Here is a 16,306-nt window from a genome sequence, read left to right on the forward strand (position 1 = left end):
GATCAAGTCCACCACGAGAGGGCGTCGCGACACGCGGCCCGGCATGCTCTAGGCTGCTCACGAACGGGCACGAGGAAGCCGGTGGAACTCCGGCACAGTCGCGCTACTGTGACATCGCTTCGGCAGCATCGAGGCGGTGGAGTCAGACCCGAAGGCCCGTGAAATCCCCACCAGTCAAGGGACGCACCATCCCTCAGGAGGAAACATGTCACAGGTCTCTGCATCCGCTCCCGCCGTCGAGGTCCCCTCGATCCCGCTCGGCCAGATCGCCCCGTGGGCGCTCTTCTTCGGCCTCATCGCCGTGCTCGCGCTGTTCTTCGTGAGCACCGACCAGGGCGCCACGTCGCTGATCTCCGGTACCGCGATCCACGAGTGGGTCCACGACGGTCGCCACCTGCTCGGCTACCCCTGCCACTGAGCCGCTGACGGCCCCGCGGGCCCACGAGCTGCACCGCAGCACGCCATCTCACGCCGCAACGTCATACGCACAGGTCGCCCCGACAGCCCCACCGCATGACGCAGCGCAACGTCATACGCACAGGTCGTCCCGGCCACCAACCCGTATGACGTCGCGTCACTCGCTTGTCTTCCGCGCTCTCGCGCAGTTTTGAACGGACCCACCATGACCGCACGCAACATCCTGATCAGGGGCCTGGTTGCCGGTTTCGTCGCCGGTATCCTCGCCTTCCTCGTCGCCCACCAGGTCGGCGAACCCCACGTCGAGAAGGCGATCGCCCTCGAAGAGGCCGGGACGGCCGACGAAGCGGCTCCCGCCGAGCACACCCACGAGCACGACGGGGCGCACACAGACGCCGGCGCGACCCACGAGCACGACGAGGAACACACAGACACCGGCGCGACCCACGAGCACGACGAGGCGCACACAGACACCGGCGCGACCCACGAGCACGACGAGTCCGGTGGCGGACACAGCCACGGCGACGGCGAGTCCGAGGTGTCGCGCGCCGACCAGAGGACCTGGGGACTGTTGACCGGCACGCTCGTCGTGGGCACCGCACTGGGCGGGATCGTCGCCCTGGTCTCCGCCGCCGCCGTCGGTCGCATCGGTCGTCTCCGACCGGCCGCCTCCACCGCCCTGGTCACCGCGATCGGCTTCGTCGCGTTCGCCGTGGTGCCGTGGTTCAAGTACCCGGCCGCTCCCCCGGCCGTCGGTTCCGGCGAGACCATCGGCGAGCGCACGGTCGACTACTTCGTCTTCCTCACGATCTCGATCCTCGCCGCGTTCGCCGCCACTCTGCTAGCCCGCCGCATGCACACGCAGCTCAGCGCCTACGCCAGCGTCGTGATCGGCGTCGCGGTCTACCTCCTGGTGGTGATCGTGAGCGCCGTCGCGATGCCGACGGTCAACGAGCTCGGCGACTTCCCCGCCGACACGCTCTGGTACTTCCGCCTCTCCTCGCTCTTCACCCTCGCCACCCTCTGGGGTGTGATCGGCGTGGTCCTCACCGGCCTGGTCGGCAGGCTCGACAGCGTTGCCGTCGCGCAGGCCGAGCGCCGCGAGCTCGCCGCCTCCCTCTGAGATGGACAGCTCCGTGCCGCGTGCCCTGGGACTCGCCCTGGGGTTCGCCGCAGATCGGCTCCTGGGCGACCCCGCTCGCTTCCACCCGGTGGCCGGCTTCGGACAGGTCGCCTCACGCCTGGAAGCGCGCATGTACGCCGCCACGCGCCGACGCGGCATGCTGTTCACCGCCACTCTGGTGGGAGGCAGCGCAGCCATCAGCGCACTCGTCGAGCGCCGGGCCGCCCACCGGCCGGTCACGCGCACCGTGCTCACTGCCACCGCCACCTGGGCCGTCCTCGGTGGTACGTCGTTGGGGCGCGAGGCGCGCACCATCCACGCTCAGCTCGAGGCCACCGACCTGCCGGCCGCTCGACGTCAGCTGACCCACCTCGTCGGGCGGGACACCTCCCGGCTCGACGAGTCGGAGATCGCCCGCGCCACCATCGAGTCCGTCGCCGAGAACACCTCCGACGCGGTGGTCGCTCCGCTCGTCCTGGGCGGTCTCCATGGCATTCCGGGGCTGGTCGGCTACCGAGCGGCGAACACGCTCGATGCGATGGTCGGCCACCGCGATGAGCGCTACCGGGACTTCGGGTGGGCCTCGGCCCGGCTCGACGACCTGCTCAACCTGGCCGGTGCCCGGCTCGCGGCTCTCCTCGCCACGGCACTGGCACCCACGGTGGGCGGCTCCTCTCGCGCGGCACTGCAGGCCTGGCGCCGCGATGCCCGCCACCACCCCAGCCCCAACGCCGGCCCGGTTGAGGCAGCGTTCGCCGGAGCGCTCGGCCTACAGCTCGGCGGGGTGAACACCTACGGCAACCGGGTCGAGGACCGGCACACCCTCGGGACTGGTCGAGGGCCGACGGCGGCCGACATCGATCGTGCCCGCGACCTCGCCGACAGGGTGTCAGGGGGCTCGGTCGTCGTGGCCGCGGGCATCACGCTCCTTCTCGGCCGCGCCGGGAACAGTGGAGGATCTCACTCACCCACTGCGTGAGATCCTCCATCGTCGCGACCCGCGAGCCCGATGCCCGTCAGCCAGGCACCCGCGGCGGCGGGGTCGTGGACGACCTGTGTGTCCGGCGCCGCCGCCGAGCGACGAACGACGACCACGGGCAGGCCGAGCGAGCCAGCAGCCTCCATCTTGGGCCAGGTGAAGGAGCCCCCCGAGTCCTTGGTGACCACGACGTCGACGGAGTGCTCGCGCATCACGGCCAGCTCCCCCTCGAGGCGGTAGGGACCGCGGCTGGTGAGCAGCCGCCAGGACGGAGGCAGCTCGATCGACGGCGGGTCGACAACCCGCACCAGCGCTGACGATTCGGCCAAGGGGCCGACGAACCGGTCGAGCGACTGGCGCCCCACGGTGAGGAACGGACGATCGCCGAGCGAGGCCGTCAGGCGGGCGGCCGAGTCGTGATCATCCACCCAGTGCCAGGCGTCGGAGCCCGGCGCGTCCGCCCAGCCGGGACGTTCGAGGCGCAGCAGCGGAGTGCCGGTCGCAGCACAGGCCGCGGCCGCGTTGCGGGTGATGCCTGCCGCGAAGGGGTGCGTCGCGTCGACCACCGCCGTCACCCCGGCAGCACGCAGGTGGGCGACCAAGCCGTCGACTCCCCCGAAGCCACCGATCCGGACCGGGCCGACCGGCAGGCGTGGCCGTGCCACCCGACCCGCCAGCGACGAGGTGAAGTCGACGCCACGCTGCTCCAGGAGAAGGGCCAGCTCGCGCGCCTCACCGGTGCCGCCGAGCAGGAGAACGCTCATCGACCCGTTCCCGGTGGGAGGATCGACAGGTCGGCTGGTGCACCCCGGTCGACGAGGTCGATCAGCGCCTCGACGTCGAGGTGTTCCTCGACGAGGTCGCCCAGCAGGTCGAGGCGTCGTTCGCGTTGCTCGGAGAAGCTGACGTCGGAGCTGGTCCAGGTGCGCCCGGACACGGCTGCCACCTCCCCCAGCAGGGCTCGGCGGAAGTCGTCACCCTCGAGGCTGCCGTGCCACATGGTCCCGAAGACCGCGTCGTTGCGGGCCCCGCCGAGGAACTCCTCGTCCGAGCCACGGGTGATCCGCCCGTGGTGGATCTCGTAACCAGTCGTCGCGGCGCCCAGGGCGGAGCCGGTCGGCAGGCGCAGTGCCTTCTCCCGGGCGAACGTCGTGGTGACGTCGAGCAGCCCGAGGCCGTCGACCACGGCACCCGTCTCGCCCTCCACCCCGTCAGGGTCGGCGATGCGACGACCGAGCATCTGGAAGCCACCACAGATCCCGAGCATCGGCTTCCCGGCCCCGGCATGGTCGAGGATCGCTCGATCCAGCCCTCGCGAGCGCAGCCAGGCCAGGTCCGAGATCGTGGCGCGCGTCCCGGGCAGGACGACGAGGTCGGCGTCGGCCATCGCGCGTGGGTCGCTGACGAAGACCACGTCGAGTCCCGGCTCGATGCCGAGCGCGTCGACGTCGGTGAAGTTCGAGACCCGTGGCAGTCGGATCACCGCGACCTTCATCGCGGCCGCACCGACCGGCGTACGCCGCCCCTCGAGGTCGAGCGCGTCCTCGGAGTCCAACCAGAGATGGGGATTCCACGGCAGCACGCCGAACACCCGCCGCCCCGTGAGCGCCTCGAGCTGGTCGAGCCCCGGCGTCAGCAACGACGCGTCACCGCGGAACTTGTTGACCACGAAGCCGGCGATGAGTGCCTGGTCGGCCGGCTCGAGCAGCGCCACCGTGCCGAACATCGCGGCGAAGACTCCACCCCGATCGATGTCACCGACCACCACGGTCGGGATCGAGGCATGCCGGGCCAGGCCCATGTTGACGTAGTCGCTCTCGCGCAGGTTGATCTCGGTCGGGCTACCGGCACCCTCCGCGACCACCACGTCGTAGCGCGACGCCAGGTCGTCGAACGCGTCGTACGCCGACCGGGCAAGATGGCGCCTGCCGTCGACGAAGTCGCGACTCGAGATCTCGCCCGCGGGCTGCCCCATCACCACCACGTGGCTGCGCCGGTCGCCGCCGGGCTTGAGCAGCACCGGGTTCATCGCGGCCTCCGGCTCGGCCCGTGCCGCCAGGGCCTGGACCCACTGGGCACGGCCGATCTCGGCGCCGTCGGCACAGACCATCGAGTTGTTGGACATGTTCTGGCTCTTGAACGGTGCCACCCTCAGTCCCCGACGTGCGAAGGCACGGCACAGGCCCGTGGTGAGGATGCTCTTGCCCGCGTCGGAGGTGGTGCCGGCGACGAGAAGGGCACCACGAGTCATGCCCGCAGCCTATCGGCGTGGGGCCGCGCGGATCACCGCGGCCAGACCCCGGACGAGCCGCGGCGATGGGAGCCCATCAGGTGGGTGTCGACGATGCCGACCGCCTCCATCAGCGCATGCATCGTGGTGGGCCCGACGTGGACGAAGCCCTTCTTCTTCAGCGCCCTCGACAGCGCCACGGACTCGGCCGACTGCGTGGGCACGTCGGCCCAGGTCGTGGGCTCGGGCGTTGCCGACGGCTGGAAGGACCAGACGAAGTCGACCAACCCACCCTCGTCACGCAACGCCAACGTCGCGCGAGCATTGGTGATCGTGGCGTCGACCTTGCGCCGGTTGCGCACGATGCCGGCGTCGGCCATCAGGCGCTCGCGGTCGGAGTCGTCGTAGGCCGCGACCTTCTCGGGATCGAAGCCGTCGAAGGCCTCGCGGAAGGCCGGACGCTTCCTCAGGATCGTGGCCCACGACAGGCCGGACTGGAAGGCCTCGAGGCTGATCCGCTCGAAGAGGGCTGCTTCCTCACGGACCGGCATGCCCCACTCGGTGTCGTAGTAGTCGCGCAGCATCGGGTCGGTCGCGGCCCAGGTGGGCCGGGCGAGGCCGTCGTCGCACATCACGGTCATGGCGACAGTGTGGCAGGAACCGCCGGCACCGATGAAGTGACGAGTCTGCCGTCCTAGCCGGGGAAGACGCCGTCCCACGGAGTCAGGTCGATGTTCTCGGCCTTCTCCTTGGCGTCCTTGCCGAACTCCTTGACGTCCTCCACCGCCTCCTTGCCCTTGTCGGCAAGGCCGAGGTGCTCGCGGTCCCACTCGTACAACGACCGAGTCGTGGTGTCGGCTCGCTCGTGCTCGTCGGCGCTGCTGCGCAGTCCGTCGATGCTGATGCCCGCGGAGATCTCGGAGCGCTTGAGCCAGATCCCGGTCGCGTCGAGGTGGAGGTTGAGCGCCTTCGCGAAGTCGGCCGCTCCTTCGACCTGGCCCAGGGCGGAGGTGGGCAGGTGGATGGCATGGATCGTGCTGCCCGCCGAGCTCAACGCTGCCTCCACCCGCCCCAGGTTCGTGGCGGCATCACGGAGGGTCTCGGGCTGCACCTCGATCGAGCCCGGCATGCCCGACTGTTCCGGGCTCAGGATGGACATGAAGGGGCTGACCCATTCGTCCCCGGTGCCAAGGTAGTCCTTCGCACCGGACTCGTGCATCACCGCCAGGCCCTCCGGGGTCTGTGTCATCCCCTCGGACATGTTGGCGAGATGTGTGTTCCTGATCAACCCGTCGTCGGCCGACGCGTCACCGCCGTTCTCGAGGGTGCCGCGGTCGAAGGTCTTGACCTCGGACTCGTAGCCGCGGCCGTAGGAGGTGCTGAACGACATCTCCCCGTCCGTGATGACCACGCCTTGTGTGAACTCCGGGGTCCTGACCTCGTAGTCGTCATCGCGGACCCAGTCACCACCGACCTTCTCGTAGCGATACATCCGGTCGTCCCAGAAGTTGCCCGCATAGAGGTACGTCGACCCGTTGGCGTCGGTGTGGATCGTCGAGAACGAGTGACCGCCGTCCTTGAGGTCCACGGCGTCCCGGGCCGGCGCGACACTGCCGAGGTTCTGGGTCTTCAGGTCGGACAGCGAGTAGCGGATCGCTCGTGACGGGTCACCAGCCGTGATCCACACGTCGTTGCCGTCGACGACCACACTGCCCACGTGGTGGGCCGCCTGCCCGTCGAAGCCTGAGAGCTCGACGGTGTTGATCAGCTCGCCGGTGTCCGGATCGATGATCGACGCCACGGCGGTGTCGTCACCCTTGCCGCCGTACGACACCTGCACCATCGTGCCGCCGTTGGCCGGGCTGTAGCCGAGGCCCTGGGGCGTCAGGCCGTCGTCGTTGCCGGTCACCTCCGTGTCCGCGATGACCGGGCCCGGCAAGGTCCCGTTGTCGAGGCCCCACGTCATGGAGTAGCCGATGCCGTCCTGCAGGGCCTCGATCTCCTTCTCGGACAGGCCGCCGTTCCTGAGGTAGTCCTTGAAGTCGTCCGCGTCGCCATCCTGCTGCGCCAGCTCGTCCGTGGGCAGGTAGTCCGTGGCGGCCACCAACCCCTCGGTGTAGACCGACGAGGCCTGACGCAGCGCATCCATCGCATCATCGCGGCAGAGCTTGAGCACCGGACCTGCGAGGGGCAGGGTCTTATTGACCCGCCAGGTCGTGATGACGAGGTCGGCGAACCCGATGGTCGCGTCGTAGAGCCGTTGCACGCTGTTCAGCGCAACCTTGCCCTGGCTGCAGCGCATGTGCGCCATCTCCGCCATCGCCTTCGTGGCCCAGATCCGCTCGTTGTAGGAGTCGCGGTCCTGTCCCTTCCACTCGACACCCGTCGTGGCGAGCTCGAGCGAGTCTGCGCTGGTGTCGATCGATGTCATGGAGGCCGTGACCGAGTCGCGCACGGTGACGATGGTCCCGGGGTTGCCCGACGTCAGCCTCGCGTAGAGACGCTCGGGTCCGTCGCTCACGACTCGACTCCCGTCCTGATCGCCTGTTGCGGGAACAACGGAGGTTCCGACACCAGGTCACGGGTGGCTCCCGGGACCTGCGTGCAGGCACCGCTGGGCACCTCACACGTCGCCAACGAGTCCACGTCGCCGGCCTGGATGCCGTCGTCGCCGTCCGACCCCACTCGCGCCATGGAGATCGCGAGGACGGTGTCGTCGTCCAGCCAGCGCACCAGCGCCCACTCGGAGGTGCTCAGCTCCGGGTCGATCCTGTGGCCTGCCTCGTCGACGAGCCCCGGTTGCGACCCGTCCTGGCCGATGTCGATCCGCCAGGTGTGCGAGCCATTCCACCGCGGGTGGGTCGGTTCGCCCTGCGGGTCCGGGACGTCGTCCGAGCTGACCTCCTCGACCTCACCCGTGGCCAGGTCGAAGGCGCGGTGCTCCCCCAGGGCACTGACGTACGCCGTGGTGTCCGTGACGGCGGCCAGCCACGGGCTGCCTTCCTCGTAGGCCTCGGCAAGGCCGACGCCTCCCGGGTCGTCCATGCCCTCCGCGGTCCGGATCGTCTCCTCACCGGTCTCGGTGTCGACCACCACCAGCAGGAAGGCCGCCGTGCCGTGGTCGTCCTTCGGGCCGTTCACGTCGTCGAGGAGGACCAGGTGGCGTCCGTCCGTCGTCGCGCTGATCTGCGTGACGTAGGAGTCGGTCGCCTCCACCCCGTCCCGGGTGGCCCGGTAGAGGCGCCCGTTCTCGGCTGGCTGCGTCGGGTCAGAGGCCGCCGCCTTGGTGAACCAGACAGCGTCGCCGGCGACGGCGTACTCGCTGAAGTCGTCCACGGTGTCGATCTCGGTGCCATCCGCGAGGTGGATGGTGTGGCCCTTGCCCCAGACCAGCCCTGACGCGTCGAGGGACTCACCGGTCGGCCAGTGCTGACCCCCGGGCTCGCGGTCGGCCTCGCTGTCACAGGCAGTCACGGCAACCACGAGCAGCAGGCCGAGCAGCCCGGCGAGCAGGCGTCGCAGCGGCAGGGGTCGACCACTGAGAGCACTCACCATGGCCACAGGGTGCCCCGAGGAGCGCCGTTGAAACCACCCCGTCGCCGCGGACGGCGACATCCGGGTCAGGTGGTCACCTCGACGTACACGCTCCTGCCGAGCTCGAGGAACTCTGCGGACTTCTGCCGCATCCCGAGCTCAGGGTCCAGGTCCGGGTCCGGTCCCGGCTCCAGTCCGGGCTCCAGCGACGACCCGAAGCGGTCGCGCACGTCCTGGCTGATCCGCATCGAGCAGAACTTCGGGCCGCACATCGAGCAGAAGTGCGCGGTCTTGCTCGCCTCGGCGGGCAGGGTCTCGTCGTGGAACGCCTCGGCCGTGTGCGGGTCGAGCGAGAGCGCGAACTGGTCGCGCCAGCGGAACTCGAAGCGGGCCCTGCTCAGCTCGTCGTCCCAGTCCCGGGCCCGCGGGTGTCCCTTGGCGACGTCGGCCGCGTGGGCGGAGAGCTTGTAGGTGATCACGCCGGTCTTCACGTCGTCGCGGTTCGGCAGGCCCAGGTGCTCCTTGGGCGTGACGTAGCAGAGCATCGCCGTGCCGTGCATCGCGATCGTGGCGGCGCCGATGGCGCTGGTGATGTGGTCGTAGCCGGGCGCGATGTCCGTGGCCAGCGGGCCGAGGGTGTAGAACGGCGCCCCCTTGCACCAGTCCTGCTGGAGAACGACGTTCTCCTCGACCAGGTTGAGCGGCACGTGTCCCGGGCCCTCGACCATCACCTGCACGTCGTGCTCCCACGCCCGCTCGGTGAGCTCGGCCAGCGTGCGCAGCTCGGAGAACTGGGCCTGGTCGTTGGCGTCCGCGGTCGAGCCCGGCCGCAACCCGTCGCCGAGGCTGAAGCTGACGTCGTACTGGGCGAAGATCTCGCACAGCTCGTCGAAGTGCGTGTGGAGGAAGTTCTCCTCGTGGTGGGCCAGGCACCACCCCGCCATGATCGAGCCGCCGCGGGAGACGATGCCGGTGACCCGGTCGGCCGTCATCGGCACGTAGCGCAGCAGCACCCCGGCGTGGATGGTCATGTAGTCGACGCCCTGCTCGCACTGCTCGATCACCGTGTCCCGGAAGATCTCCCAGGTGAGCTTGTCGGCCTCACCGTTGACCTTCTCGAGGGCTTGGTAGATCGGCACGGTCCCGATCGGGACCGGGCTGTTGCGCACGATCCACTCGCGGGTGGTGTGGATGTCGTCCCCGGTGCTCAGGTCCATGACCGTGTCGGCGCCCCAGGTGACCGCCCAGGTGAGCTTGTCGACCTCCTCCGCGATGGAGCTGGTGACGGCCGAGTTCCCGATGTTGGCGTTGACCTTCACCAGGAAGCGCCTGCCGATGATCATCGGCTCGGCCTCGGGGTGGTTGACGTTGGCCGGGATGATCGCGCGGCCAGCAGCCACCTCGCTGCGCACCAGCTCGACGTCGCAGCCCTCACGAATCGCCACGAACTCCATCTCGGGGGTGATGACGCCGTTGCGGGCGTAGTGCATCTGAGTGACGCGGCGACCCTCAGTCGCCTTGCGGGGTTGGGGATTCTCCCCCTGCCACTCGTCGGCTGCTGCGCCTCGACGTACGGCGGACCTGCCGTTGTCGAGGAGCTGGGTCTCGCGACCGTCGTACGTCTCCGTGTCCCCCCGCTCGACGATCCAGTCGGTGCGCAGCCGCGGCAGTCCGACCTCCGGCTTCGAGCCCGGGCCCTCGGTCGCGTAGCGGTCGAAGCTCCCACCGTTGGTGAGGTTGACCCTCGTCATCGGCACCCGGATGTCGGGGCGATCACCGCTGACGTGAATGCGTTCGTGGGCTTCGTGGACGGTCATGGTGTCTCCTCGTGGTTTCTTCCGTTGATCGAGTTCGTCGAGATCAGGTGGGCGATCGGGCCCCGGCCTCGGCCGAGGTCCCAGTGGCGGCTGAGCATCAGCTGGTTCGCGGTGTAGGCCGCGGCGCGTCGTACGGCCTGCTCGAGGTCGGCGCCGAGCAGTCCGCGGGTCTCGGCGCCCGACCTGCCGCGTGCGCCCCGGGAGCTGCCCCGGGCCGGGCCGAGAACATGTGCGAGGTGGGCGGCCAGGGCCGCGCTGAACGTGCAGCCGGTGCCGTGGTCGTTGGTGGTCGGGAGGGCCGGATGGCTCAGCGCGATCGGGTCCCGGCCGGGGGCTGCGAGCCAGTCCGTGCAACGGCCCGTCGTCCCACCACCCGTGACCACGACCGCGGGGCCCAACGCGGCCAGCCCGGCGGCGAGCTCGTCGGCCGGACTGTCGGCCGGACCGTCGGCCCGACTGTCGGAGCCGAGCAGCGCCGCTGCCTCGTCGACATTGGGAGTGATCAGGCTGGCGACCGGAAGGAGGTGCTCGACGTAGGCCGCCCGCACCGCTGCGTCGCCGAGCACGGCGCCGCTGGTGGCCACCAGCACGGGGTCGACGACCAGGGGGAGGTGGCCCAGCCGCTCGGCGACCAGGCGCACGACCTCCGGGGAGCCGAGCATGCCGGTCTTCACGGCGGCGACGGGCAGGTCGTCGAGCACCGCATCGACCTGCGCGACCACCACGTCGTACGGCGGCACGTGCACCGCGCGCACACCGGTGGTGTCCTGGGCCGTCACGGCAGTGACGACGGCGGCGCCATGAGTTCCGTGGGCGGCGAAGGTGGCCAGGTCGGCGGCGAGCCCGGCTGCTCCCCCGGAGTCGGTGCCGGCGACGGACAGGACGACGGCCGGGTTCATCGGACCGCCTCGAGCAGCCGGGCCACCGTGCTCGCCGGATCAGCCGATCGCATCACTTCACCCATGACCGCCACGCCGTGGGCTCCGGCCCGGCGTGCGGCAGGGGCGTTCTCGACGCCGATCCCGCCGAGCGCGAACACCGGCACCGTGTGGCCGGCGTACTCCTCGGGGCCGAGCGCGGGCCCGTGCCCCGGCTTGCTGCGCGTCGCTGCGAACGGCGAGAGCGTCACGTAGTCGACGCCGTCACCCGCCGCCCGACGCACATCAGCGGCGTCGTGGCACGACCGCCCGACCAACGCTGCTCCCCCTCCGCTCCCTCGCGTGCAACGCGGTGTCCACGTCACTTCCGCGCCTTCCGGTCGCCGCACAGGTGACGCGGACACCGCGTTGCACGACGGCGGGGCATCGGCAGCTGCGGGCTGGTGGAGTCCGTGCGCCGCCGGGTCCGGGATCCGCGAGCTGATCACGATCAGGCCAGGCACGCCGAGCAGTGCCTCGACCAGAGCCGCACGGGTGCCGGGAGCGAGATCGTGCTCGCGTACGACGACGTGGGTGAGGCCGGCGTCGACGCACTCGGCGACGGTGCGCACCAGACCCCGACCGAGGCGCAGCTGGGAACGGTCCGTGAGCACCATGAGCCTCGGCAGTGCCACCGGCTCGCGGTCGCCGGCCGTCGGGCGAGACGCCACCTGCGCCCGTGTCACGCGATCCGTCCCTGCATCGGGCTGGAGGCCCGCGCCTCGGTTCGACGCGGGATGCGACCGGCCGCGCGTGCCAGCGAGCCGGCCTCGACGCCGAGACGCAGGGCCCGTGCCATCGCGACAGGGTCGTCGGCACGCGTGATCGCGGTCGCCGCGAGCACCGCGTCACACCCCAGCTCGAGGGCTAGCGCAGCGTCGGAGGCTGTCCCCACTCCCGCATCGAGCACCACCGGCACGTCGACCGCGGCGACCACCGCTTCGATGGCATGCGGGTTGAGCACCCCGAGCCCGGACCCGATCGGTGAGCCGAGCGGCATCACCGCGGCGCACCCGGCATCGGCCAGCCGGCGGGCGAGCACCGGGTCGTCGCTCGAGTAGGGCAGGACCGTGAATCCCTTGCCCACAAGGGTTTCCGCCGCCTCGAGCAGCTCGATGGCGTCGGGCATCAGGCTGGTCTCGTCGCCGATCACCTCGAGCTTCACCCAGTCGGTGCCGAGTGCCTCGCGGGCAAGCTCGGCGGTCAGCACTGCCTCCCGCGCCGAGAGACACCCGGCGGTGTTCGGCAGGATCTTGACTCCTCGACGCTGCAGGGTGGCGAGCAGCCCACCCGCGGCCACGCTCGACGTACGTCGCATGCTCACGGTCACCAGGCCCGGCTCGGCCGCGTCGAGCACCGCCTCCAGCAACGACAGGTGCGGCAGGCCGCCCGTGCCGAGGAACAGGCGCGAGGAGAGCGTCTCTCCGTCGATCACGAGGCTCATCCGCCCTGCACCGCCGTCACGATCTCGACCCGGTCGCCGGCAGCCAGCTCGACGACGCCGATCCGGTGGCGAGGCACGATCGTGTCGTTGAGTGCCACGGCCGTGCCCTGTGGTTTGCCGGGCAGCAGCGCCGTCAGCGGCAGCTCCTCGTCCACCTCGCGCTCGGTGCCGTTCACGATGATCCTCATCCGTTCTTCCTCTCTGGGCTGTCAACACGTGCCGACTCGGCGGTCTGGGATGTCAACACGTGCCGACTCGGCGGGCAGCGCTGTCAACACGTGCCGACTCGGCGAAGCGGTGGGGGTCGAGCGCGGGCTCGAGGTGCCCGTGCTCGAGGTGGTCGGCAACCAGCCGCGCAACCAGCGGGGCGAGCAGGACGCCGTGTCGGAACAGGCCGGCCGCGAGGACGACGTCCGGTCGGCCCGGGGCCGGCCCGATCAACGGCAGGTTGTCCGGAGCAGCGGGCCGGTCCCGCGCGGTCGCCTCGTGGAAGGTGGCCCGGTCGAGCCCGGGCAGCAACGCACGGGCCGCCTCGACCAGGGCGAACACTCCACCGAAGGTGACCACAGGACGTGTGTCGTGCTCCTCCGACGTCGCTCCGACGACGATGCCGCCGTCGGCGCGCGGGACGACGTAGACCGGCCGCCCCTTCACCCGGCCCCGGATGGTCCGGGTCGGCGGGTCCTCGCTGTGCCCACGCAGGATCTCGCCACGCACGCCTCGGACCAGGTGGGCCCACGGCTCCGGCAGGCGTGCGCCCGTGGCGACCACCGTCACCTCACACGGGTTCTCCGGCGCAACCGGAGCAACCCGCCCGACCCGCAGCAGCAGGGCGGCGACCAGCCTGCGCGGATCGACGCTGTGGTCGGCAGGGAGCAGCACACCGCCTGCGACACGCGGCGCGAGCGTCGGCTCGAGGCGCCGGACCTCGCGACCGGTCAGCACCGCTGGCGCCAGTCCCGCGGAGGCCAGCAACGCCGCCTGTCGCTCCACCTCGTGCAGGTCGCCCCGGTCATGCCCCACGAGCAGCGTGCCGGTGCGGTGCAGCGCGACCCCCAGCCGCTCGGCGTACGCCGGCCACAGCTCGAGGCTGCGCAGGCCCAGGCGCAGGATCTCCTCCTCGCCGTGCCAGACCTCGCTCGACGGCGACAACATGCCGGCCGCGGCGTGCGAGGCCCCGGCGCCCGGTGCGGGATCCACGACGACGACCGTGTGTCCCCGGCGGATGAGCTCGTCGGCGACGGAGAGGCCGACGATCCCGGCGCCGAGCACGCGCACCCGCATCAGGAGACCGCCGTCACGAGGTCCTTCGCTGCCTGCAGTGGATCGGGTTGTCGCCAGATCCCGCCGATCACGGCGACGCCGTGGGCACCGGCCTCGATCACGGAGCCCGCACGGGACGCGTCGACGCCGCCGATCCCGATCAGCGGCAGCGGGCCGACCGCCGACGACATCGCCGGGAGCCCCAGCGGGGCAGGCAGGCCGGCCTTCGACGAGGTCGCGAACAGCGGGCCGAAGCCTGCGTAGGTGGCGCCGTCCGCGGCAGCCCGCGCGACCTGCTCCGGCGTGCGACAGGTGGCGCCCACCATGAGCGACGGAGCGACGCGCCGGGCGGCGGCGACGGAGAGGTCGCTGGCTCCCAGGTGCACCCCGTGCGCGCCGGCCACGACGGCCACGTCCAGGCGGTCGTTGACCACGACACACGCGCCGGTGTCGAGCGCCGCGGCGGTGAGCGCCACCAGCCCGCGCGTGGTGGCGGTCTTGTCACGGACCTGGAAACCGTCGATCCCGGCCGCAGCCAGGCCGGGCAACAGCGCCGGGTCGTCGTCGGTCGAGACCAGGCAGAACAGCCTCGGCAACGCGGGCGGTGGCAGGACGGGTGCCGACGAGACGGACGGTGACAACACGGGAACGCTCCTCGCTTCCTTCGCCGGCATGACCCGGATCAGGTTCAACAGTCGGAGCGGCTACAGCTCCCTCTCAGCCCCTGCCTCGGGACTCCTGTGGTGGATGCGAGCGACACTAGCGCAGAGTGCCCGGGGTCAGGCAACCGCCTCGCCGTCGAGGAACGCGGAGACCCCCACCGCTGCGCGACGCCCGGCGCGGTTGGCACCGATCGTGCTGGCCGACGGCCCGTAGCCGACCAGCTGCACCCGCTCGTCGACGACCGCGGTGGTGCCGTCGAGCTGGATCCCGCCGCGCGGGCTGCGCAACCGCAGGGGTGCCAGGTGGGAGATGGCCGGGCGGAAACCGGTGGCCCACAGGATCGCGTCGACGGCTTCGACGTCGCCCGACGCCCAGCGCACGCCGTCGGGCTCGATCGCGGCGAACATCGGCCGCGGGTCGTCGTAGGCGCCCAGCCGTGCGGCCTCCTGCTCCTGCTCACGCAGCAGCAGGCCGGTCACGCTGACCACGCTCGCCGGCGGCAACCCGCGGCGTACGCGGTCCTCCACCAGGGCGACGGCCGCCCGGCCCACCTCCGGGGTGAAGTCGTCCGTGCGCCAGACCGGGGGCCTGCGGGTGGCCCACAGGGTGTCGGTGACGGGGGCCAGCTCACCGAGGAACTGCACGGCGGAGGCTCCCCCGCCCACGACCAGCACCCGCTTGCCACGGAAGTGGTCGCGCCCCGGGTAGTCGTGGGTGTGCCACTGCTCGCCGGTGAAGCCCTCGATGCCCGGGTAGTGCGGCACGAACGGCCGGGTCCACGTGCCGGTGGCGTTGACGATCGTCCGACTCCACCACTCCTGTGTCCCGGAGCGTACGACGAGCAGGTCGCCCTCCGAGCGCACGGAGTCGACCGCGACCGGCCGGAGCACCGGGAGCGCGTGCGTCTCCTCGTAGGCGTCGAAGAACTCCGGCACCACGAGGTTTGCTCGGGCTCGCGAGGCACCCGGAGCAGCGCCGTCGGGGAGGTCGGCGACACCGTGCACGTCGGCCATGGTCAGCGAGTCCCAGCGGTGCTGCCAGGCCCCGCCGGGGGCCGCGTTGGCGTCGAGCACGACGTGGCGCAGCCCCAGGCGCTTCAGGTGGAACGACGACGACAGGCCGGCCTGGCCCGCGCCGATCACCACCGAGTCGAAGATGTCCACACACGGCCAACGACGAGCGGCACGAAAATATGCCGGCTCAGCCTCCGGGCAGCGGCTCCAACCTCAGGGCCGCTCCAGCCTCAGGGCACCCGGCTCAGCCTCCGGGCAGCCGCTTCAGCCTGCGGCCGCGGCCTTCGCCGGGCATCGGCTTGCGCACCACGGTCACCCCGCCCATCAGCGCGAACCCCTTGACACGCACGACGGGCGAGTCCGGCCCGATCTGCGGCTCGACGCGGTCACGAGCCTGGCTGAAGTCGCCCATCACTCCGACGCCCTCGACGATCACATGCGTGTGTGCGTTGACGATCACGTCGATGCCACCCATCACCGTGTTCGCCACGATGGTGGTCTCCCGAGCCGTGAGGACGGCCTCGCGCAGGTCGAGGTCGATGCCACCCATCAACGCGAAGGCAGTGTGGCTGGCGCCGACCTCCCAGACGCCCTTGCGGTCCTGGCCCCCCATGATCGCCAAGGACGCGTTGTGCCGGGGCGCGTGCACGGTCGCCGGCACCGGGCTGCCGACGGGTGTCGGACTCGTGGGGTGGGCCGCCTCGATCCCCTTGGTCGGCAGGTCCACGGTGATCGGCACCAGGTCGGCGTAGGTCTTCGCGGCGTACGTGGCCTCGAGGCGCTCGTCGAGCTCGTCGAAGTCGATCCGGCCCTCGCCGGCTGCCTCGCGGAGCACCTCGGCGACCCGGTGCCGGTCGGCGTCCGAGATGCGCATCTGGTGCGGTTCGGGCGTTCCCTCCATGTCGT

Annotated in this window: 17 protein-coding genes and 1 riboswitch; of the genes, 3 read left to right on the top strand and 14 right to left on the bottom strand. The window is 71.1% G+C overall.

Annotation, left to right across the window (positions count from 1 at the left end; all coding sequences use genetic code 11):
* Positions 1–205: 205 nt before the first annotated feature.
* From ncot_RS14925 to ncot_RS14935, 3 genes are all read left to right on the top strand, one after another.
* Entirely contained in the window at positions 206–418 is a 213-nt protein-coding gene (locus tag ncot_RS14925) for a CbtB-domain containing protein (protein WP_168618316.1), read from the top strand.
* 204 nt (positions 419–622) lie between these two features.
* Positions 623–1,540, top strand: a complete 918-nt coding sequence (locus ncot_RS14930; RefSeq protein ID WP_168618317.1) for a CbtA family protein — start codon at positions 623–625, stop codon at positions 1,538–1,540.
* 13 nt (positions 1,541–1,553) lie between these two features.
* Positions 1,554–2,519, top strand: a complete 966-nt coding sequence (locus tag ncot_RS14935) for a cobalamin biosynthesis protein (RefSeq protein WP_240937924.1) — start codon at positions 1,554–1,556, stop codon at positions 2,517–2,519.
* Here ncot_RS14935 and ncot_RS14940 read toward each other — a convergent pair.
* The 14 genes from ncot_RS14940 to ncot_RS15005 all read right to left on the bottom strand — a co-directional run bounded on the left by ncot_RS14940 (position 2,501) and on the right by ncot_RS15005 (position 16,301).
* Positions 2,501–3,283, bottom strand: coding sequence for a cobalt-precorrin-6A reductase (locus ncot_RS14940; protein WP_168618319.1), 783 nt, complete (start codon positions 3,281–3,283; stop codon positions 2,501–2,503). The two genes, ncot_RS14935 and ncot_RS14940, sit on opposite strands and share 19 nt — an antisense overlap.
* Complete coding sequence (locus ncot_RS14945) at positions 3,280–4,770, bottom strand: cobyric acid synthase (RefSeq protein WP_168618320.1); 1,491 nt, start codon at positions 4,768–4,770, stop codon at positions 3,280–3,282. Before ncot_RS14945 ends, ncot_RS14940 begins: the two co-directional genes overlap by 4 nt.
* 32 nt (positions 4,771–4,802) lie before the next feature.
* Positions 4,803–5,390: a DNA-3-methyladenine glycosylase I gene (locus tag ncot_RS14950; protein WP_168618321.1), complete on the bottom strand. Its 588-nt coding sequence runs from the start codon at positions 5,388–5,390 to the stop codon at positions 4,803–4,805.
* 53 nt (positions 5,391–5,443) lie between these two features.
* A complete protein-coding gene (locus tag ncot_RS14955; RefSeq protein ID WP_168618322.1) occupies positions 5,444–7,270 on the bottom strand; it encodes a hypothetical protein in 1,827 nt (608 codons plus the stop codon).
* On the bottom strand, positions 7,267–8,304 hold the full coding sequence (locus tag ncot_RS14960) for a hypothetical protein (RefSeq protein WP_168618323.1): 1,038 nt from the start codon (positions 8,302–8,304) through the stop codon (positions 7,267–7,269). The genes ncot_RS14955 and ncot_RS14960 overlap by 4 nt, the downstream gene beginning before the upstream one ends.
* 65 nt (positions 8,305–8,369) lie before the next feature.
* Positions 8,370–10,100, bottom strand: a complete 1,731-nt coding sequence (gene thiC, locus ncot_RS14965) for a phosphomethylpyrimidine synthase ThiC (RefSeq protein WP_168618324.1) — start codon at positions 10,098–10,100, stop codon at positions 8,370–8,372.
* Positions 10,097–10,999, bottom strand: a complete 903-nt coding sequence (gene thiD, locus ncot_RS14970; protein WP_168618325.1) for a bifunctional hydroxymethylpyrimidine kinase/phosphomethylpyrimidine kinase — start codon at positions 10,997–10,999, stop codon at positions 10,097–10,099. The genes thiC and thiD overlap by 4 nt, the downstream gene beginning before the upstream one ends.
* Positions 10,996–11,688: a thiamine phosphate synthase gene (locus tag ncot_RS14975; RefSeq protein WP_206064997.1), complete on the bottom strand. Its 693-nt coding sequence runs from the start codon at positions 11,686–11,688 to the stop codon at positions 10,996–10,998. Before ncot_RS14975 ends, thiD begins: the two co-directional genes overlap by 4 nt.
* Positions 11,689–11,699: 11 nt before the next feature.
* The gene (locus ncot_RS14980; protein WP_168618326.1) at positions 11,700–12,461 is read right to left on the bottom strand and encodes a thiazole synthase; all 762 of its coding nucleotides are present in this window, start codon (positions 12,459–12,461) and stop codon (positions 11,700–11,702) included.
* The gene (gene thiS, locus ncot_RS14985) at positions 12,458–12,649 is read right to left on the bottom strand and encodes a sulfur carrier protein ThiS (protein WP_168618327.1); all 192 of its coding nucleotides are present in this window, start codon (positions 12,647–12,649) and stop codon (positions 12,458–12,460) included. Before thiS ends, ncot_RS14980 begins: the two co-directional genes overlap by 4 nt.
* A gap of 52 nt (positions 12,650–12,701) precedes the next feature.
* Positions 12,702–13,739, bottom strand: a complete 1,038-nt coding sequence (locus ncot_RS14990; RefSeq protein WP_168618328.1) for an FAD-dependent oxidoreductase — start codon at positions 13,737–13,739, stop codon at positions 12,702–12,704.
* Positions 13,740–13,744: 5 nt separating this feature from the next.
* Positions 13,745–14,368 carry a thiamine phosphate synthase gene (locus ncot_RS14995; protein WP_206064998.1) on the bottom strand — a complete coding sequence of 208 codons (624 nt, stop codon included), beginning with the start codon at positions 14,366–14,368 and terminating at the stop codon, positions 13,745–13,747.
* Positions 14,366–14,476: riboswitch (TPP riboswitch) on the bottom strand. Its footprint overlaps the gene before it by 3 nt.
* A 27-nt stretch (positions 14,477–14,503) precedes the next feature.
* Positions 14,504–15,550, bottom strand: a complete 1,047-nt coding sequence (locus tag ncot_RS15000; RefSeq protein WP_168618330.1) for an NAD(P)-binding domain-containing protein — start codon at positions 15,548–15,550, stop codon at positions 14,504–14,506.
* A gap of 94 nt (positions 15,551–15,644) precedes the next feature.
* Positions 15,645–16,301, bottom strand: coding sequence for a DUF1707 domain-containing protein (locus ncot_RS15005; RefSeq protein ID WP_206064999.1), 657 nt, complete (start codon positions 16,299–16,301; stop codon positions 15,645–15,647).
* Positions 16,302–16,306 lie beyond the last annotated feature (5 nt).

Origin of the sequence: Nocardioides sp. JQ2195 (assembly GCF_012272695.1) — a bacterium.
Classification (GTDB): Bacteria; Actinomycetota; Actinomycetes; order Propionibacteriales; family Nocardioidaceae; genus Nocardioides.